The sequence below is a fragment of the Symbiopectobacterium sp. Eva_TO genome (assembly GCF_053848865.1).
Window position 1 is genome coordinate 2,937,423 of record NZ_JBSPEY010000004.1, and the last position, 19,671, is coordinate 2,957,093.

The 19,671-nt window shown below is 51.2% G+C and carries 10 protein-coding genes and 12 pseudogenes; 15 read left to right on the forward strand and 7 right to left on the reverse strand.

The annotated features are described in order from the left end of the window. Window positions 1-9: 9 nt before the first annotated feature. The 7 genes and pseudogenes from ACWWJF_RS17580 to ACWWJF_RS17610 form a co-directional block, all read left to right on the forward strand. A pseudogene (locus tag ACWWJF_RS17580) lies at window positions 10-3,155 on the forward strand (efflux RND transporter permease subunit). 165 nt (window positions 3,156-3,320) lie between these two features. Then, a complete protein-coding gene (locus ACWWJF_RS17585) occupies window positions 3,321-3,569 on the forward strand; it encodes a type B 50S ribosomal protein L31 (RefSeq protein WP_455871151.1) in 249 nt (82 codons plus the stop codon). Window positions 3,570-3,599: 30 nt separating this feature from the next. Further along, on the forward strand, window positions 3,600-3,740 hold the full coding sequence (ykgO, locus tag ACWWJF_RS17590; protein WP_195315222.1) for a type B 50S ribosomal protein L36: 141 nt from the start codon (window positions 3,600-3,602) through the stop codon (window positions 3,738-3,740). Window positions 3,741-3,837: 97 nt separating this feature from the next. Further along, window positions 3,838-5,032 (forward strand): annotated as a pseudogene (locus ACWWJF_RS17595) (IS256 family transposase). A 695-nt stretch (window positions 5,033-5,727) separates the two neighbouring features. Further along, complete coding sequence (gene tomB, locus ACWWJF_RS17600; RefSeq protein ID WP_455871152.1) at window positions 5,728-6,096, forward strand: Hha toxicity modulator TomB; 369 nt, start codon at window positions 5,728-5,730, stop codon at window positions 6,094-6,096. A 62-nt stretch (window positions 6,097-6,158) separates the two neighbouring features. Beyond that, window positions 6,159-6,362, forward strand: coding sequence for an HHA domain-containing protein (locus ACWWJF_RS17605; protein WP_195315224.1), 204 nt, complete (start codon window positions 6,159-6,161; stop codon window positions 6,360-6,362). Window positions 6,363-6,791: 429 nt separating this feature from the next. Beyond that, a pseudogene (locus ACWWJF_RS17610) lies at window positions 6,792-7,325 on the forward strand (helix-turn-helix domain-containing protein); the annotation flags it as partial. Window positions 7,326-7,363: 38 nt separating this feature from the next. Here the strand turns inward: ACWWJF_RS17610 and ACWWJF_RS17615 are convergent. Next, window positions 7,364-8,571 (reverse strand): IS3 family transposase gene (locus ACWWJF_RS17615; protein ID WP_455871153.1). Its coding sequence is split into 2 segments (ribosomal slippage): window positions 7,364-8,250 and window positions 8,250-8,571, totalling 1,209 coding nucleotides; the frame shifts between segments, so codons are not numbered across the junction. A gap of 87 nt (window positions 8,572-8,658) precedes the next feature. Between ACWWJF_RS17615 and ACWWJF_RS17620 the strand changes: the two are divergent. The 7 genes and pseudogenes from ACWWJF_RS17620 to ACWWJF_RS17650 form a co-directional block, all read left to right on the forward strand. Then, window positions 8,659-8,796 (forward strand): annotated as a pseudogene (locus ACWWJF_RS17620) (carbohydrate ABC transporter permease); the annotation flags it as partial. A 13-nt stretch (window positions 8,797-8,809) separates the two neighbouring features. Further along, a pseudogene (locus ACWWJF_RS17625) lies at window positions 8,810-9,798 on the forward strand (ABC transporter ATP-binding protein); the annotation flags it as partial. A gap of 92 nt (window positions 9,799-9,890) precedes the next feature. Further along, a protein-coding gene (locus tag ACWWJF_RS17630) for an IS3 family transposase (protein WP_455871154.1) occupies window positions 9,891-11,098 on the forward strand; the annotation gives its coding sequence in 2 pieces (ribosomal slippage) (window positions 9,891-10,212 and window positions 10,212-11,098; 1,209 coding nt in all). Between the two features lie 21 nt (window positions 11,099-11,119). Next, window positions 11,120-11,290, forward strand: a pseudogene (locus ACWWJF_RS17635) (sugar ABC transporter ATP-binding protein); the annotation flags it as partial. Window positions 11,291-11,403: 113 nt separating this feature from the next. Then, window positions 11,404-13,384, forward strand: a pseudogene (locus ACWWJF_RS17640) (YjhG/YagF family D-xylonate dehydratase). 253 nt (window positions 13,385-13,637) lie between these two features. After that, window positions 13,638-14,467 (forward strand): IS5 family transposase gene (locus tag ACWWJF_RS17645; protein ID WP_455870155.1). Its coding sequence is split into 2 segments (ribosomal slippage): window positions 13,638-13,983 and window positions 13,983-14,467, totalling 831 coding nucleotides; the frame shifts between segments, so codons are not numbered across the junction. Window positions 14,468-14,675: 208 nt separating this feature from the next. Further along, window positions 14,676-14,966 (forward strand): dihydrodipicolinate synthase family protein, encoded by a 291-nt coding sequence (locus ACWWJF_RS17650; RefSeq protein ID WP_455871155.1) that lies wholly within the window; start codon window positions 14,676-14,678, stop codon window positions 14,964-14,966. Window positions 14,967-15,006: 40 nt separating this feature from the next. Here the strand turns inward: ACWWJF_RS17650 and ACWWJF_RS17655 are convergent. Then, window positions 15,007-15,723: pseudogene (locus ACWWJF_RS17655) on the reverse strand (IS5 family transposase); the annotation flags it as partial. A gap of 79 nt (window positions 15,724-15,802) precedes the next feature. Here ACWWJF_RS17655 and ACWWJF_RS17660 point away from each other — a divergent pair. After that, window positions 15,803-16,042, forward strand: coding sequence for a hypothetical protein (locus tag ACWWJF_RS17660; RefSeq protein ID WP_455870156.1), 240 nt, complete (start codon window positions 15,803-15,805; stop codon window positions 16,040-16,042). On the opposite strand, the pseudogene ACWWJF_RS17665 reads toward ACWWJF_RS17660, so the two are convergent. The 5 genes and pseudogenes from ACWWJF_RS17665 to ACWWJF_RS17685 all read right to left on the reverse strand — a co-directional run. Continuing rightward, window positions 15,989-16,255: pseudogene (locus ACWWJF_RS17665) on the reverse strand (transposase); the annotation flags it as partial. The gene ACWWJF_RS17660 and the pseudogene ACWWJF_RS17665 overlap by 54 nt on opposite strands. A gap of 6 nt (window positions 16,256-16,261) precedes the next feature. Beyond that, complete coding sequence (locus tag ACWWJF_RS17670) at window positions 16,262-17,593, reverse strand: IS4 family transposase (RefSeq protein ID WP_455868936.1); 1,332 nt, start codon at window positions 17,591-17,593, stop codon at window positions 16,262-16,264. A 111-nt stretch (window positions 17,594-17,704) separates the two neighbouring features. After that, window positions 17,705-17,851, reverse strand: a pseudogene (locus ACWWJF_RS17675) (transposase); the annotation flags it as partial. A 22-nt stretch (window positions 17,852-17,873) separates the two neighbouring features. Beyond that, window positions 17,874-18,905 (reverse strand): annotated as a pseudogene (locus ACWWJF_RS17680) (IS630 family transposase). A 106-nt stretch (window positions 18,906-19,011) separates the two neighbouring features. Continuing rightward, window positions 19,012-19,620, reverse strand: a pseudogene (locus ACWWJF_RS17685) (IS110 family RNA-guided transposase); the annotation flags it as partial. Window positions 19,621-19,671: the final 51 nt, after the last annotated feature.

A 19,671-nucleotide genomic window follows, 5' to 3' on the forward strand; every position in this document is an offset into this window, starting at 1 on the left:
CTGTAATTCATGGCTAAGTTTTTTATTGATCGTCCCATCTTTGCATGGGTACTCGCCATTATGGTGATGCTGTCGGGGGCGTTGGCAATTATCAAGTTGCCTATCGCCCAATATCCGACCATTGCACCACCGGCCATTGAAATAACGGCGAACTACCCGGGCGCGGATGCTTCTACACTGCAAGACTCCGTGACGCAGGTTATCGAACAGAACATGAACGGTATCGATAACCTGCTCTACATGGCTTCCAGCAGTGATTCATCGGGTACAGTTCAGATTACGCTGACGTTTGACTCGAAAGCGGATCCGGACATTGCTCAGGTTCAGGTACAGAACAAACTGCAACTGGCGATGCCATTGTTGCCGCAGGAAGTGCAGCAACAGGGCGTAAGCGTACAGAAATCGAGCAGCAGCTTCCTAATGGTAGCCGGCTTTATTTCTGAAGACGGTTCACTGACGCAGCAGGATATCGCTGACTATGTGGTGGCCAATATCAAAGATCCGCTCAGCCGTACCAACGGTGTCGGTGACATGCAGTTGTTTGGTGCCCAATACGCGATGCGTATCTGGTTGGATCCGAACAAGCTCAACAGCTTCCAGATGACCACGGGTGATGTGGTAGCTGCCATCAAAGTGCAGAATAACCAGATTGCCTCCGGACAATTGGGTGGTACACCGCCGCTGCCGGGGCAGAAGCTTAATGCTTCTATCATTGCCCAGACACGACTGAAATCTGCCGATGAGTTCTCCAACATTCTGCTGCGCGTCAACGCTGACGGTTCGCAGGTGCGCCTGCGTGATGTCGCTCGCGTAGAGTTGGGGGGTGAAGATTACAGCGTTATTGCGCGTTACAACGGCCAGGCAGCCGCAGGGGTCGGTATCAAACTGGCAACCGGTGCCAATGCGCTGGATACGGCCTCCGCCGTTAAAGCCGAGTTGGGTAAGTTACAGCAGTTCTTCCCGGCTGGATTGAAAGTAGTTTATCCCTACGACACCACGCCGTTCGTTAAGATCTCAATTAACGAAGTGGTAAAAACGCTGGCGGAAGCCATCGTGTTGGTGTTCTTGGTGATGTACCTGTTCCTGCAAAACTTCCGCGCCACGCTGATCCCGACGATCGCGGTGCCGGTGGTGTTGTTAGGCACCTTTGCCATCCTATCTGCCTTCGGTTACTCGATTAACACCTTAACCATGTTTGCCATGGTACTGGCCATCGGCCTGTTGGTGGATGACGCCATCGTAGTGGTGGAGAACGTCGAGCGCGTAATGATGGAAGAAGGGCTACCGCCCAAGGAAGCCACCAAGAAGTCGATGTCGCAGATTCAGGGCGCGCTGGTCGGTATTGCACTGGTACTGTCTGCGGTATTTATTCCGATGGCGTTCACGGGTGGTTCTACCGGTGCCATTTACCGTCAGTTCTCCATATCCATTGTGTCCGCGATGGTGCTGTCTGTACTGGTAGCGTTGATTCTGACACCGGCGCTTTGTGCCACTCTGCTCAAACCCATCGCGAAGGGCGACCATCACGAGAAAACGGGTTTCTTCGGTTGGTTCAACAAGCTGTTTGAAAAGAGCACCACCCATTACACCGATAGCGTTGCCAATATTTTGCGCAGTACCGGCCGTTATCTGGTGGTCTACCTGCTGATTGCGGTTGGCCTCGCAGTGCTTTTCATGCGTCTGCCAAGCTCCTTCCTGCCGGAAGAAGACCAGGGCGTACTCTTGACCATGGTGCAACTGCCCGCTGGTGCAACCCAAGAGAGCACCGAGCGCGTGCTTGAGCGTGTGACCAAGCACTACCTGGAGAATGAGAAAGACAACGTTAATTCGGTGTTTACCGTTAACGGTTTCGGTTTCTCCGGTCGTGGGCAGAACGCCGGTCTGGTCTTCGCCAGTCTGAAAGACTGGGGCGAACGTCCCGGAGCAGCAAACAAGGTTGGTGCCATTGCCGGTCGGGCTAATGCTGCCTTCTCGCAAATCAAGGAAGCGATCGTTATCGCCTTTAACGTCCCTGCCATCGTTGAGCTGGGTACCGCAACCGGTTTTGACTTCCAGTTGCTGGATCAGGCTAACCTGGGGCACGATAAGCTGACCGCGGCTCGTAACCAACTGCTGGGGATGGCCGCACAGCGTCCTGATACCGTGGTCAGCGTACGTCCAAACGGTATGGAAGATACCCCGCAGTTCCGTATCGATATCGACCAGGAAAAAGCTCAGGCGCTGGGTGTATCCCTGTCGGATATTAACGCCACGCTGGCAACCGCGCTGGGCGGCAGCTACGTCAATGACTTTATTGACCGTGGGCGTGTGAAGAAAGTGTATGTGCAGGCTGATGCGCCGTTCCGTATGCTACCAAGCGATATTGAGCGCTGGTATGTTCGTGGCAGCAACAACCAGATGGTGCCGTTCTCTTCCTTCTCACAAAGCCACTGGACGCACGGTTCACCACGTCTGGAACGCTATAATGGGCAACCGTCCATGCAGATTCAGGGAGAAGCAACCCCGGGTAAGAGTACCGGTGAAGCGATGGCCCTGATGGAAGAGTTCGCCAAACAGTTGCCGGAAGGTATTGGTTACGACTGGACCGGGATGTCTTATCAGGAACGTCTGTCAGGTAACCAGGCACCAGCCCTGTATGCCATTTCGCTGATTGTGGTGTTCCTGTGTCTGGCCGCACTGTACGAGAGTTGGTCTATCCCCTTCTCCGTCATGCTGGTGGTGCCGCTCGGGATCATTGGTGCACTGCTGGCCGCCACCATGCGTGGATTGGAGAACGACGTCTACTTCAAGGTAGGGCTATTGACCACCATTGGTCTATCGGCGAAGAACGCTATTCTTATCGTTGAATTCGCCAAAGACCTCATGGAGAAAGAAGGCAAAGGCTTGGTGGAGGCGACGCTTGATGCAGTACGTATGCGTCTGCGCCCCATCCTGATGACTTCGTTAGCCTTTACCCTCGGCGTAGTGCCGTTGGTAATCAGTTCCGGTGCCGGTTCCGGCGCACAGAACGCTGTAGGTACTGGCGTAATGGGCGGGATGATTACCGCAACGGTGCTGGCGATCTTCTTTGTTCCTGTCTTCTTTGTGGTGTACGCCGCCGCTTTAGCAAGAAAAATGAAGATATTGAACACAGCCATATCGTTGAAAAACCGTAACTGAGTTATTCCCCAAAGGCCGCGCAAGCGGCCTTTTTTTCTTGCCTACCTGTTTTAACCATCGCTCTGCTCTCACTCCGTCCCCCCCTCAGACACAAGAGGGTTGATCTTGTGTCTGAAGAAGCGCACAATTTGTTATGTTATAACATAACAAAGGGGTTTTTAATGAAAGCAAATATCCACCCGCACTACCGTACTGTAGCCTTTCACGATACCAGTGCTGATGAGTATTTTATGGTTGGCTCAACCATCCAGACAGACCGCACCATCGAGCGGGACGGCGTAACCTATCCCTATGTCACGATTGATGTATCGTCAGCATCACATCCTTATTACACCGGGAAACAAAAAGAGTATGCCAAAGAAGGCAGCACGGCACGCTTTAACAAGCGTTTTGGCCATTTTTTAAAATAGCGAAATATGTAATTTTCAGCGGGAGAAAGTATGCAGGTTCTCAGTTCATTACGTTCGGCAAAAACACGCCATAAAGATTGTAAGGTTGTTCGTCGGCACGGGCGGGTTTATGTTATTTGTAAGACAAATCCACGTTTTAAGGCCGTGCAAGGCAGAAAGAAAAAACGCTGATAATGACAGCAGTACACCATTCAAGGACCATGTACATAAATTTGTGTAATTGCCTGATTTTGATATGTTCAATCCAACATCAAAAACAGGTTAATTTATGGACGAAAAACAGTTGCAGGCTCTGGCTAACGAACTGGCCAAAAATCTCAAAACCCCTGATCGATCGCCTGCTGAAGAAAATCAGCGTTGAGGCTGCTCTCAACGCCGAAATGTCCCACCATCTGGGCTACGATAAAAATCAGCCCAAACCGGGGGCCAACTCCCGCAACGGCTATTCCACAAACACCGTGACCACCGGCGATGGCCCTCTGGAACTACGTACTCCGCGCGATCGTGATGGCTCCTTCGAACCACAACTGGTGAAGAAAAACCAGACCCGGATCACCGGGATGGATAACCAAATCCTGTCCCTGTACGCCAGAGGGATGACCACCCGCGAGATAGCGTCTGCGTTCAAAGAGCTGTATGACGCGGATGTCTCACCGGCGCTGGTCTCGAAGGTCACCGACGCCGTGATGGAACAGGTTACTGAATGGCAAAATCGTCCACTGGATGCAGTCTATCCCATTGTTTACCTTGACTGTATCATCCTGAAGGTCCGGCAGGACAGTCGCGTCATCAATAAATCCGTGTTCCTGGCACTGGGTATCAACATCGAGGGCCAAAAAGAACTGCTGGGTATGTGGCTGGCCGAAAACGAGGGCGCGAAGTTCTGGCTCAATGTGCTGACAGAACTAAAAAACCGCGGCCTGAACGATATCCTCATCGCCTGTGTCGACGGTCTGAAAGGCTTCCCGGACGCCATCAACGCGGTGTATCCGGAAGCCCGCATCCAGCTGTGCATCGTGCACATGGTACGCAACAGCCTGAGGTTCGTCTCTTGGAAGGACTACAAAGCCGTCACACGCGACCTGAAAGCCATCTATCAGGCCGCTACGGAAGAAGCAGGCCAGCAGGGGCTGGAAGCATTCGCCAGCGCATGGGACAGCCGCTATCCACAGATAAGCCGGAGCTGGCAGACGAACTGGAGCAATCTGGCAACGTTCTTCGCTTACCCGGCAGATATCCGCAAAGTCATCGACACAACCAACGCCATCGAGTCGCTGAACAGTGTGATCCGGCATGCGATTAAAAAACGCAAGGTGTTCCCGACTGACGACGCAGTGAAAAAGGTGGTGTGGCTGGCAATCCAGTCGGCCTCACAGAAATGGACGATGCCACTGCGGGACTGGCGTATGGCAATGAGCCGTTTTATTATCGAGTTCGGTGACCGCCTGGACGGTCACTACTGAGAAAGGCATTTACACAGAATCATGTACAGGGTCCGTTCAAGCCCTAGATCTGTCCGGTTTTTTTATTAAATATCAATATGTTAATAAAAACCCATTCCCAAGCTATCACACAATTAATTTCCTTTCTGCGCGGCTTTGTTGAATAAACAGATTTTATGCTACCAGCCCAGTAAAACGATTGTTTCCAGCAACGTAAAATCATGCAGTTAAGCATCATGAGAAAACGGAATGCCTGAGGTGATAAGCATTTTCTACCAAAATGGGCATAGTAAAACAGCACGATTCCCTATTATTCAACAAAGCCTTTCTGCGCGTGATGATATTGCCCCCCAAGTAACCTTTATAAGGTAATTCTCGCTCTAATTTGTAAGATAATTTAATAAAGTAATATTATGAAACACAGTATCAACTATTATATATATCGGCTATACCGATCGTCTATCTGATTAAATAGGGTCAAAAACCTTACTTATTTTTTGCGATAATCTGTGATTCTTTTGCTATAGTTCGCGTATGGGTGATGCGGTACGTCGTGTAATCCGCACTCTCCATCAGGATAAATGTGAGCTTATTTCATCACTTAACCCAAGGAGTCACCAACTGTTGTCAGGGTTTTCTATTACGTTCCATCAGCGTTACAGGTTTCAAAAACAGGCTGAGGTAATGTGGAATAACAGCATGACGGAGTGAACGATATGGATGAGTACTCACCGAAACATTATGATATTGCCCAACTCCGATTCTTGTGTGAAAACCTCTGTGACGAAAGCATCTCCACATTGGGGGATAGCAGTCATGGCTGGGTCAATGATCCAACATCTGCGATCAATCTCCAATTAAATGAATTGATTGAGCATATAGCTACATTTATTCTGACATTTAAAATAAAATACCCCGATGAAGACGAGCTTTCAAAACGGGTCGAGAAGTATTTAGATGACACCTATGCTTTGTTCAGTAACTATGGAATTAATGGTGCCGAACTGCAACGCTGGCAACGATCTAAAGCCACGTTATTAGGAATGTTCTCACAGGAGAACGTCTGTTCATCTGCTAAATCTTAAGCAATAGATGCTTTTATATTAATTAACCTCCAGGTGCTGGTATTGTTTTGATAAAGGTCGCCATGAAAAAAATTGATTATTTGATGCGCTTACGCAAGTGTACAACGATTGACACGCTTGAACGCGTTATCGAGAAGAACAAGTATGAGTTGTCCAGCGATGAGCTGGAAATGTTTTATTCCGCCGCCGATCATCGTTTAGCTGAGCTAACGATGAACAAGCTTTACGACAAGGTCCCTACCGCCGTTTGGAAATACGTACGTTAAATCATTGTGCTTATACCTTGAATAATTCGATTTTCAGCCAGGCAGCAAGCGATAAAATCCTGATGAACATACTCAAGTGAGCGATTCGGGCAAGTGTATGCAGCCAGCGCAGAAGCAAATTGAAGTATCACAGGTATATACCTAAATTCATATCGTTATACACATCTTTCTAACGCACTGTTTAATCAATGAGTTACGGGTTTATCTCAGAGTGGCATTTTGAACCTCAAAAAGCCAATGGGATGGCTTGAATGCCTTAATTCACGGGGTTCTGAGCATCCTGTTCAAAAAATGGCCAAAAGATGTGTATAACGATATGACCTAAATTGTATTAGTCGCGACTTGATCTGACACTGGACCTTGAAAGGTTGAGAGTTACCGGTTTTAATATGGGTGTCGAATCCTTATACAAAACACGAGGTAACTCTCATGCTTCATACTAACAATCCCATCATCAAACACAAAGCCGGCCTGCTCAATCTCGCCGAAGAACTCGGTAACGTATCAAAAGCCTGTAAAATCATGGGTGTGTCACGCGACACGTTTTATAGCTATCAGGAACTGGCGGCAGAAGGCGGCATTGACGCTCTGGTTAACCAAAACCGCCGGGTTCCCAACCTGAAAAACCGTGCTGATGAAGCCACTGAACGTGCGGTTGTTGATTACGCCATTGAGTTCCCGGCTCATGGCCAGCACCGGACCAGTAATGAGCTGCGTAAAAAAGGCGTCTTCATTTCTGGCAGCGGTGTGCGCTCCATCTGGCAACGACACGATCTGGAAAACTTTCGTAAGCGCCTGAAGGCACTTGAGGAAAAAGTTGCCAGAGAAGGCATCGTACTTACTGATGCTCAAATCGCTGCACTGGAGAAGAAGGCGCACGACGACGAAGCCTGTGGTGAAATAGAGACTGCTCACCCGGGTTATCTGGGGTCGCAGGACACCTTCTACGTGGGTAATCTGAAAGTGATCTTGACCCACCATCTCCGGACAGCTTTTGTATCTTAAGTTAACGATGCCCGCTGGCGCCGATATTCTCTTGGGGAGTTGTATCCCAGCGCACTGTGCGGATGGTTTTCATTGTAATGATTGAACGCCGCTGCAAGATTCTTCAGCGCTGTTCGCACATCGGGTTTTGGCATGAAGGCGATGTAATCTTCCTTCATCGTCTTCACGAACCGTTCTGCCATGCCGTTACTCTGTGGACTGCTCACTGCTGTTGTGCAGGGCTCCAGATTCAGTTCTCTGGCGAACTTCCGCGTTTCATGCGCTGTGTACGCTGAACCATTATCCGTCAGCCATTGCACTGGTTTATCCGGCAGCGCGCTACCGAAGCGTTTTTCCACCGACCTCAGCATCACATCCTGCACGGTTGAACTGTCATAACCCCTGGTGCTCGCTGCCCAGTCTATGGCCTCCCGGTCGCAGCAGTCCAGTGCGAACGTCACCCGCAGCTTCTCGCCGTTGTCACAACCGAACTCGAAGCCATCTGAGCACCAGCGCATATCGCTCTCTGCTACCGCGATTTTGCCTTTATGCTCCCGCTTCGGACGTTCAGTTTTATCATGCAACAACAGCAGGTTATGCTCGCTCATTATCCTGTAAAGCCGTTTGGCGTTCACCGGTGGAAGTCCCTCTGCACGACGTTGCTTACGCAGGATACCCCACACTCGGCGGTAACCGTAACTGGGCATGTCGCTGATGATACGGAGGATGTCCGATAATATCTCAGCATCAGCTTCGTCATTACGCCGGTTGCTGCGCCTGTCCAGCCAGTCGGCAGAACGGTTAACCCGCAGTGACAGCTGCGCACGCGACACGCTCATGGCGCGGCTGACCAGAGCTATTCCCCGTCCTTTGGCAACAAGGGCGCGTGCGCTATCCATTTTCGCGACTGGCGGTACTCCACTGCTTCTTTGAGGATCTCAACTTCCATCGTCTTCTTACCCAGAAGGCGCTGTAGCTCCCGGACCTGCTTGAGGGCAGTCGCCAGCGCCGAAGCTGGAACCACTTCTTCTGCGGCCGCAACGGCGGTGAGGCTTCCTTCCTGGTATTGCTTCTTCCACTTAAACAAAAGGCTGGGCTGGATGCCATGCAGGCGGGCTACATGGGAGACGTTCATCCCCGGCTCCATTGTCTGCTGAATGATGGCGATTTTCTCTTGCGGAGTTTTACGCTTACGGACTTCTTGCCCTAACAGGATCCCGGTCATTTCAAAATTAGCATGATTGTTAGACATATATCTAAGCCTATCTCTTATCTGGAGATACAGCTACTGTCTGGTGTTACAGGGGGCTACATCAACGTGACGGAAGGTGCGCCGTGGAATGAAATTCTGGCGATGGCGAGTATCTCTATTCTGCCGTCCATCATTATTTTCTTCTTTGCTCAACGCTACTTCGTACAGGGCGTCACCAGCAGCGGAATTAAAGGTTAATTGAGGATTTATCATGGCTGAAGTAGTTTTCAACAAACTGGAAAAAGTCTATTCCAACGGTTTCAAAGCGGTGCACGGCATTGACCTGACCATCAGAGACGGTGAGTTCATGGTGATTGTCGGCCCCTCCGGGTGTGCAAAATCCACGACGCTGCGCATGCTGGGGGTTTGGAAACCATCAGCGGCGGTGAAGTGCGTATCGGCGAGCGCATCGTGAATAATTTGGTGCCGAAAGATCGTGGTATTGCGATGGTGTTCCAGAACTATGCGCTCTATCCCCATATGACGGTGCGTGAGAACCTGGCATTCGGTCTGAAATTGGCGAAATTACCCAAAGAGAAGATTGAAGAACAGGTTAACGAAGCGGCAAAAATTCTGGAACTGGAAGAGCTGATGGATCGCCTGCCGCGCCAGTTGTCCGGTGGTCAGGCGCAACGAGTCGCTGTCGGTCGCGCAATCGTGAAAAAGCCGGATGTGTTCCTGTTTGACGAGCCGTTATCCAACCTGGATGCCAAACTGCGTGCCTCGATGCGTATCCGTATTTCTGACCTGCACAAGCAGTTAAAGAAAAGCGGTAAACCCGCGACCAGCGTCTACGTAACCCACGACCAGACCGAAGCCATGACCATGGGCGACCGCATCTGCGTGATGAAGCTGGGCCATATCATGCAGGTGGATACGCCGGACAACCTGTACCACTACCCGAAGAACATGTTCGTGGCTGGGTTTATCGGTGCGCCAGAAATGAATATCAAACCGAGCAAACTGGTGGAGCGGAACGGGCAGGTGGAATTGGTGGTCGGAAATTCCTCTCTGGCGCTCAATGCCTCACAGCAGGATAACGTTCGCGCATATCTCGGTCAGGATGTGTTTTTTGGCCTGCGCCCGGAATATGTCAGCGTTTCATTAACACCGTTTGCTGACAACCACTCTCAGGGTGAATTGATTCGCGTGGAAAACATGGGCCACGAATTCTTTATGTATCTGAAAGTGGATAATTTCGTGATGTAGCCCCCTGTAACACCAGACAGTAGCTGTATCTCCAGATAAGAGATAGGCTTAGATATATGTCTAACAATCATGCTAATTTTGAAATGACCGGGATCCTGTTAGGGCAAGAAGTCCGTAAGCGTAAAACTCCGCAAGAGAAAATCGCCATCATTCAGCAGACAATGGAGCCGGGGATGAACGTCTCCCATGTAGCCCGCCTGCATGGCATCCAGCCCAGCCTTTTGTTTAAGTGGAAGAAGCAATACCAGGAAGGAAGCCTCACCGCCGTTGCGGCCGCAGAAGAAGTGGTTCCAGCTTCGGCGCTGGCGACTGCCCTCAAGCAGGTCCGGGAGCTACAGCGCCTTCTGGGTAAGAAGACGATGGAAGTTGAGATCCTCAAAGAAGCAGTGGAGTACCGCCAGTCGCGAAAATGGATAGTGCACGCGCCCTTGTTGCCAAAGGACGGGGAATAGCTCTGGTCAGCCGCGCCATGAGCGTGTCGCGTGCGCAGCTGTCACTGCGGGTTAACCGTTCTGCCGACTGGCTGGACAGGCGCAGCAACCGGCGTAATGACGAAGCTGATGCTGAGATATTATCGGACATCCTCCGTATCATCAGCGACATGCCCAGTTACGGTTACCGCCGAGTGTGGGGTATCCTGCGTAAGCAACGTCGTGCAGAGGGACTTCCACCGGTGAACGCCAAACGGCTTTACAGGATAATGAGCGAGCATAACCTGCTGTTGTTGCATGATAAAACTGAACGTCCGAAGCGGGAGCATAAAGGCAAAATCGCGGTAGCAGAGAGCGATATGCGCTGGTGCTCAGATGGCTTCGAGTTCGGTTGTGACAACGGCGAGAAGCTGCGGGTGACGTTCGCACTGGACTGCTGCGACCGGGAGGCCATAGACTGGGCAGCGAGCACCAGGGGTTATGACAGTTCAACCGTGCAGGATGTGATGCTGAGGTCGGTGGAAAAACGCTTCGGTAGCGCGCTGCCGGATAAACCAGTGCAATGGCTGACGGATAATGGTTCAGCGTACACAGCGCATGAAACGCGGAAGTTCGCCAGAGAACGGAATCTGGAGCCCTGCACAACAGCAGTGAGCAGTCCACAGAGTAACGGCATGGCAGAACGGTTCGTGAAGACGATGAAGGAAGATTACATCGCCTTCATGCCAAAACCCGATGTGCGAACAGCGCTGAAGAACCTTGCAGCAGCGTTCAATCATTACAATGAAAACCATCCGCACAGTGCGCTGGGATACAACTCCCCAAGAGAATATCGGCGCCAGCGGGCATTGTTAACTTAAGATACAAAAGCTGTCCGGAGATGGTGGGTCAAGATCAAAGTGGATAATTTCGAACTGACCTGCCGTATGCCTTCCGATCAGGCCAGAGTGATTATCGCCAGCACGATGCATAAGACGGTCTATTTCCAGTTTGATATGGATAAGTGCCATATCTTTGATGCAAAAACGGAACGAAACATTTCGCTAGCGTAGATCACTTGCACCAAGTGCCGATGGCTTAACAGCCAAATAATGCCATCGGCAGGATAATGGTTTTTCGGTTGTATTTTTGGGTAAGGCATACGGGCCATTAAGGAGTTCCCATCATGTCGCTTAACGTTATTTTTAATAGCGCAGATCCCGGCATCTACAATATCAAGACGCACGCGGAAGGCCCGGCTGGGGCGCTGCCGTTAACACCAGAAATGCTGGTGGATTCACCCTGCGGCAATATTTTTGGTTTAACGCTGAATGCGGGAATGGGGTGGGATCCAAACCGCCTGCTCGGCACCGAAGTGCTGATCCTCGGTACGCAGGGGGGAATTCGCGCAGAAGATGGTCGCCTGATTGCGTTGGGATACCACACCGGGCATTGGGAAATCGGCTTGCAGATGCGCGCCGCTGCTGAAACCATCGCGAAAGAGAATGGCGTGCCATTTGCCGCTTATGTCAGCGATCCTTGTGATGGGCGTTCGCAGGGGACAACCGGCATGTTTGACTCCTTGCCCTACCGCAATGACGCCGCCATGGTTTTTCGGCGGTTGATTCGCTCCTTGCCTACCCGCAAAGCGGTGATTGGCGTGGCAACCTGCGACAAAGGCTTGCCTGCGATGATGATTGCACTGGCGTCGACGCACCATTTACCGACCATTATTGTGCCCGGCGGCGCAACGTTGCCGCCGACGCACGGTGAGGATGCCGGTAAAATCCAGACGATTGGTGCTCGCTTTGCCAATCAGGAACTGAGCCTGAAAGAGGCGGCTGAACTGGGTTGCCGGGCTTGCGCCTCTCCGGGGGGCGGCTGTCAGTTCCTTGGCACTGCCTGTACCTCACAGGTAGTGGCTGAAGGGTTAGGGATGGCGTTGCCGCATTCGGCACTGGCACCCTCGGGGCAGGAAGTGTGGCTGGACATCGCCAGACAGTCTGCCCGTGCGGCGCTGTTGATGCAGCTCAAGGGGTTGACCATCAAGGATATTATTACCGACAAAGCCATTGAAAATGCGATGACGATACACGCTGCTTTTGGTGGTTCAACCAACCTGTTACTGCACATTCCTGCGATTGCGCATGCAGCGGGCTGTAAAGCGCCGACCGTTGAGCAGTGGATGGCAATCAACCGTAAAGTGCCGCGCTTGGTTAGCGTGTTGCCGAATGGACCTGACTACCATCCCACCGTACGGGCCTTTATGGCCGGTGGTGTACCGGAAGTGATGCTGCATCTGCGCAAACTCGGGTTGTTGCATGAAGATGTGCTCACGGTGACGGGGGAAACCCTGGGCGAGAATCTCGATGTGTGGGAACGCTCGGAGCGTCGACGCCGTTTCCGCGCGCTACTGGTAGCGTGCGACGGTGTTCAAGCAGATGAAGTGATCATGAGCCCAGAGCAGGCCAAGGCACGCGGTTTGACCTCCACCATTACCTTCCCCTCCGGCAACATTGCGCCGGAAGGGTCCGTGATTAAGTCGACGGCGATCGATGCCTCGGTGGTGGATGAACAAGGCATTTACCGCCATACCGGCAAAGCCAAGGTATTCACCTCGGAGAAAGCGGGGATCCGTGCCATCAAGCAAGGGGATATTCAGGCGGGGGACATGATGGTGGTGATCGGCGGCGGGCCGTCGGGCACCGGAATGGAAGAGACCTACCAGCTCACATCAGCGCTGAAACACCTCTCCTATGGTTAGTTTGTTTCGTTGCTCACCGATGCGCGTTTCTCTGGCGTATCCACCGGTGCCTGTATTGGTCATATTGGGCCGGAAGCCTTGGCGGGCGGGTCTATCGGCAAGCTGCGCGATGGTGACATCATCGAAATGATCATTGATCGGAATCAGCTGGTCGGCTCCATCAACTTTATTGGTACAGAAGGGCATCCGCTGTCTCCCGAAGAGGGGGCCGCCGTGCTGGCGAACCGGCCTGTACATCCTAAATTACGGGCGCATCCAGATTTACCCGACGATACGCGCTTATGGGCGGCCTTGCAGGCGGGTCAGTGGCGGAGCCTGGGCGGGCTGTATTTATGATACCGACAAGATCCTTGAGGTTATAAATGCTGGTCTGAAAGCGTTAAAAGAGAATAACAGCGATTAATTTTTAGTTTTAATTCGGGCGGCCAACTGTGCGCCCACCCTCATTATAGCGATAATATTCATTTTCCACATACGGAAAAAGGTGGTGACTTATGTTTAAAACACTTGCGGGTGTTATTCCTCCGGTTCCAACGATTTTTGATGCGAAAGGTCAATTTGATCCGGAAGGCATGGGGATATTAATTGAAAGATTAGGCTGTGTCCCTTAATTACCTGAGTTATAGTAACAGTATGTTTCCACAGTATATTGAACTATGGCTCGCTACGACCTTCCCGATGAAGCATGGATGATCATCCAGTCTTTACTGCCTGCTGAACCAGCAATACCACGTGCCGGACGTCCATGGGCAGAACATCGTAAAATCATCAATGGTATGTTCTGGATTCTGTGCTCAGGTGCTCCATGGCGTGATTTACCTGAGCGATATGGTCCGTGGAAAACCGTATATAACCGCTTTAATCGGTGGTCAAAATCGGGTGTGATTAACATTATTTTCAACAGGTTACTTTCTGCTCTTGATGCGCATGGTCTCGTTGACTGGTCTGCCACGGCGCTGGATGGCAGTAATATCCGGGCGCTGAAATGTGCTGCCGGTGCTCAAAAAAACATCCCGATATCGCCGGAGATAACGGTCTGGGTCGCTCTCGCGGTGGTTTTGGCACCAAAATCCATCTGGCAACAGACGGAAGTGGTCTCCCGTTAAACATCCTGCTGAGCCCCGGACAGGCTCACGAAAGCCAGTTCGCATTACGTCTTCTGGACGGTATTGGTGTTCAGCGCCAGAATGGCAGTATGAAGCGTCGTGGTTATGCGGTGCTGGCTGACAAAGCTTATTCAGGGCATGTACTACGCAACGAGCTGAAACGAAAGGGGATAAAGGCAGTCATCCCCCGAAAAACGAATGAAAAAATGGCTTCGGACGGGCGCTCACGGTTCGCCAGTGGCGCTTACCGTCATCGCAATGTAGTGGAAAGATGTTTTGGCCGATTAAAAGAATACCGCCGTATTGCCACACGTTATGACAAAACGGCGAGGAATTATCTGTCGATGGTTAAACTCATATCGTTATACACATCTTTCTAACGCACTGTTTAATCAATGAGTTACGGGTTTATCTCAGAGTGGCATTTTGAACCTCAAAAAGCCAATGGGATGGCTTGAATGCCTTAATTCACGGGGTTCTGAGCATCCTGTTCAAAAAATGGCCAAAAGATGTGTATAACGATATGGGTTAAACTGGGCTGCATCCGCCTCTTTTACAAGAAGTTATGCAATTAAGGGACACAGCCTAATTGACTCAGCCGTAAACGGTTTTTTATTTTTGGGGAGTGCGGGAGAGTTTGCCAATTTATCCCAGGAACAACGCAAAGCGATTGCTGAATTTTGCGTAGCAAAAGTTAATGGGCGCAAACCGTTTATTATTGGTACCGCATCTTGTTCCACGGCGGAGGCCATTGCATTAACGCAACACGCATCAGATATTGGTGCGGATGCGGTGATGATTGTGAATCCCTATTATGCGTTGATGTCCGATGAACGCCTTTATAATCACTACAAGTCTATTGCTGATGGGCTTTGTTGAATAAATCAGAACTTGTAACGACTGTGCCCCAGGTCGATTGTTACGTAATGCGAATACTGTTCGGCATTCCTAATAGCGTGATCCGGTTAAGCGCTTTGACCATCGCCATGGCTTCACCCACCTGAGCATCGTAGTCACGCAGACTTAGATGACCACCCAGAAGCGTTTTGAACCGGAACATGGCCGTTTCAGCCACTGAGCGTCGGTGATAGCCCACTTTCTTTTTCCAGGTATCGTTGCTGCCGCTCAGGCGCTGATTTGCAACAGCGTGGTTACGCTCGTGGTAGTGGTCCGGCCAATATTGCGCCCCCCTTCGCGGCGGGATAAGCGGCCTTATTTTCTTCCTCAGCAGAGTATCATGGCAGTAACCTGTATCGTAAGCGCCGTCAGCCGATGCCTCTCTAATTTTCCGGTGGGTCTGGTTTATCAGTGCCGGTAGAGTCTGGGCATCAGTTGTACCACTGAGTGACAAATCCGCACAGATAATCTCATGCGTCGCACTGTCTACTGCCAGATGCAGCTTACGCCACATCCTGCGTCTGTCGGCACCATGCTGCCGGACTTTCCATTCGCCTTCGCCAAAGACCTTCAGGCCGGTTCCATCAATGACCAGATGTGAGATTTCACCACGGGTTGGCGTTTTTATGCTGATGTTCACTGTCTTTGCTCGCTTGCTGAGCAGCGAATAGTCTGGACAATGCAGCGACAATTTAATCAGTTTAAAAATCGAGTCAACAAAACCCTGTAAAGCCCTCAATGAATCTATGGTCACCCCCATTTTTGCAACACTGATCTTTGATTAATGGTGGGCTTGCTTAAATCTATCCGGCGTCTTTATGGCCAAGGATGCCCGCGCCACGATGAGTTTCGCACCTGATATTCCTAAAAAGGCCATCGGCTTCATTGAGCCATTTTCATTTTTTGGTTTTATATCAGGCCGTCAGGCCGTTCATGTCATCAATAATCAGTCTTCGCAAAACCAGATGGGTAACTTCGTTAACTTGCTGACTGTTAGACCAGCATTACTGTTCAAACACGGTATTTCGTGTCGTTATTGCCCAAGCTATTCGAGCTAATTTATTTGCTAATGCACAGCACATAACGCAAGAATGTTTCCTGCCCAACTGAGACCTTACCCAATCAGCTAATCTCCCTGATTGATGGTCAATTCTTAGGATAAATACCCGCGCACATTGAACAAGCAATCGGCGAAGGTTTTTATCTCCACGCTTGCTAATACCCAGCAGAGTATTCTTCCCTCCAGTACTGTATTGACGGGGTACAAGACCACCTCGTTATACACATCTCTGTTCGTGCCTGAGCGCGCGTAGCGTTTCGGCGGCCGTCATGACTTTCTGCAAGCCTTTCCAGATAGTTTTTGCGCCTGGTTCACCGTCGCCTTTTCGAGCAAGAAAGCCTCCCAGTTGCGCAACTAAGCGCAATACTTCGTTTAGCTTAGGGCGGCCCTTGGGCATACGCTTGTTCATCAGTAGGTAAGCGCCATGAGTCTCGTCGGAATCAAAGAACAACATTGCGTCCAGCTCTGGACAGGTTCGTCCCATACGCATTAAATAGGCGATGCGCCATGCCACGATCATGAACAGCGCCAATGCCCGCTCAATGCGATCCACGGTCGATAACTGTAACGCTTCGACACAGCAGCCGTTCTTCAGCACATTGAAGAACATCTCGATTTCCCATCTAGCCCGATACCAGTCGATCAGCTCCACGATATCTTCTCGTCCTTCAGGTACGCGATTGCTCAGCAACCGCCACTCGACCGGCTTCACGCCTGCTGGCGGCTCAATTTCCTTGGCTATCACACAAGTCACTGCCAACCCGCAACGCAGCGACACTCGCTTCACGCGCAGCGCCTGTTTCACCGTACGCGCCTTCTGCCCCGCGCGAGCCGCCATAACGAATTGGATTTCTCCCACCGGCACGGTCTTTCCAACCTTCTGCCAAAGCTTCTCATTACAGTCCAGACTGCGATTATGAGTCGAGCGGATCAACCAGTCAGCCGGAGTGCCAAGGTCATCAGCGAGCTGCATCAACGCCTTGATATCCGCTTCGCGATCGGCTAAGTACACCAGACGTGTGTTTGGCAACTCCGAGGCGAGTTCAGCAACTCGCTCGTATCCCTCGAGCCAGCGCGTACTCTCCTTGATCCCATCGCGTTTTCCGTCTGCATCCTTCGGCTCTCTTGCCCACATCCACGCATCCAGTACGCCCAACCCCACGCGATCCGGACTGACCGCGTAGGTCGGATGCAGATACAGACCACGCCTGGCTTCGTAGTTCAAGGGACCCAAGCCTTGGATTTGCTGCCCGTTGAAGTCAAGCTCGGTAGTGTCTTGGATACACAGCACAACCTCGTGTTCTCGGATCCTTTCCTGCGTACGCTGCCAGTGAGGTTGCAGAATGTCTCGCCATTCGAATGCTTGGTTCTCCATGAAGCGGTAAGCACCCAGCGTCTCAGACCATCCGAGGCACGCATGCGGAATGCTGGCTTGCGGATTCTCAGCCAGCCGTATCAAAAGCCCTTTGGCACGCTTATTGAGCCTCGTGTCACCAAGATTTACCCCTTCCAGTTCTTGGTGTGCCCAGCCATCTGAATCCCGTGTCATTTTTCAGCGCCGTAAATGGCGATAGTACACGTCGGTTTCACTTCATTTACAACCCCACCGGCTGCCTATTTCAGCCCGCTAACCCTTGGCATATAAGGCGTTGCGGACTTGTGTATAACGAGGTGGTACAAGACCGGTGGAAGCGGCAAAATTACGACTGTTTTCATATTGCTTGCCATCGCCTAACTGTGATGACAAAACGCTGGCTGTTATCGGTCCAACACCAGGGATGGTCATTAAATGCTGGCCAGTTTCATCTAAATAGCTGTTCCTAATACCGCTACACTTTTGCCTGTCCATGTTTTCCACTGGGAAACGGGCTGACGGTTTCCATGAAGCGGCGAACCTTGTTCAGTCACTGCCACATTGAACAGCATTGATGATTGCGGGTAATGGTTTCATGCAACGCCTGCCATAACCGCTCTACATGATTTACCCATGGTGAGTACACCGGCTGATAAATAACCCTGAATTTCGGGTTTTCTTCCAGCCAGCGCTGCGTCTCCCGGCTTTTGTGAATAATGTAGTTATCAACTATCAGCGTGAGCGTTTTTGCCCGTCTGTACGTTGCTCTCAGATGCTCTAACATACGGATAAACAAACATGAACTTTTACTGTTTCCTCCAACATCGCTGACTTTTCCCGTCCCGCTGTGTAATGCACCCGCCAGATAATATTTCTCGTTCTGGCCCGGCGTCACGATGCGTTTCTGCTTCCCGCGAACCTGCCAGTCCGCGCCAATTTTGGGATTCAGATGAATATCCACTTCGTCTTCGTAAAAGACGGGATGTTCCGCGCTGCATTGTTCCAGCGCCATCGCGATGGCCTCCATTTTTTCTTCCTTATGCGGGTCGCGGATACGCAGCGTAGGAGCTGCGCGTCGCCACACCAGACCGGCAGAAGGCCGCCAACGGCGCACCGTGGAAGCATGCAACTGGCAACCGGTTATCTCATTGATTTTTATCGCTAGCAGTTCCGTGCTCCAGCGCGAACGCTGATAGCCAAAATCATGAGGGGAACGCTTTACGAGCTGGATTAACAGTGCGCAGATCTGTTCAAACGGCCAGCGACGGCCACGACCGGGCCGCAGAGATTTGAGGCCTTCAATGCCGTACAGGGTGAGCCAGTTAATCCATCTGCCGATTGACGAACGGGCGCAGCAAAGCATTCTGGCGACATCGCTCACGCGCTCGCCCCGGTACAACATCAGGATGGCGGTCAGCCTGCGGGCGTGATTCTTGTCACGCGTTTTATGGAGAGTTTTCTTCATCAGGCGTCGTTCGTTACGGGGTATCGGTGCTATGCTCGACATCGCTAAGTCCGGTTGATGATTTGGGATCTTTATCGATTGATCAGATCGCTCAACTCGGACTGAGTTCCCTTCAGGTGATCTACTATTCGGAACAGTTATTTAGAGAGAGTGCCTGCCCAAGTTCTCTTTCGAGCTCTGCTATCTGCCCAACCAAATATTGGTAATGATCGTGTAATCGAAGCAGCAACTGTGCCAGATAAGGTGGCAAGTCATTCTCAGCCAGAACAGCTGAAAGCCTTTTGATTACCGCAATACCTTTCGGCATGCTGATACCAAACTCCAGTAAAAAAGCATGCATTTGGTTAGTCTTTTTAACGTTGTCTCTGACCAACGACTCCCTGACGCGATGCAAGGCTCGCATAGCCTGCTGAGCCTCAGTTCTTGGCTGCACAAACCGCATGGAAGGGCGTGTTCCGGCTTCGCATATTGCTTCGGCATCAACGAAATCGTTCTTGTTGCTCTTGACAAAAGGGCGGACAAACTGCGGAGAGATCAACTTTACTTCATGCCCCAGCTCACTGATCCGACGAGCCATAAAATGGGCACCGGCGCAGGCTTCCATTACAACGGTAGTAGGTGTACACGTAGCCAGAAACTCGATGAGTTTGGTGCGGGTAAACTTTTTCCGCAGTAATGCCTTGCCTGATTTATCCTGACAATGAATGTGAAAAGAACGTTTGCCGAGATCGATACCAATAAGCGTGACGTTTTGCATGATGGCCTTCTCCATAAAGAAACACCCTGTCAGCGTACCGCTCACAGGGTG

Bases quoted from the DNA above. Each gene is read 5' to 3' on its own strand.
- ACWWJF_RS17585 (WP_455871151.1), top strand. From the start codon at position 3,321: ATGAAAGCAAATATCCACCCGCACTACCGTACTGTAGCCTTTCACGAT.
- ykgO (WP_195315222.1), top strand. From the start codon at position 3,600: ATGCAGGTTCTCAGTTCATTACGTTCGGCAAAAACACGCCATAAAGAT.
- tomB (WP_455871152.1), top strand. From the start codon at position 5,728: ATGGATGAGTACTCACCGAAACATTATGATATTGCCCAACTCCGATTC.
- ACWWJF_RS17605 (WP_195315224.1), top strand. From the start codon at position 6,159: ATGAAAAAAATTGATTATTTGATGCGCTTACGCAAGTGTACAACGATT.
- ACWWJF_RS17660 (WP_455870156.1), top strand. From the start codon at position 15,803: ATGGCCAAGGATGCCCGCGCCACGATGAGTTTCGCACCTGATATTCCT.
- ACWWJF_RS17670 (WP_455868936.1), bottom strand. From the start codon at position 17,593: ATGACACGGGATTCAGATGGCTGGGCACACCAAGAACTGGAAGGGGTA.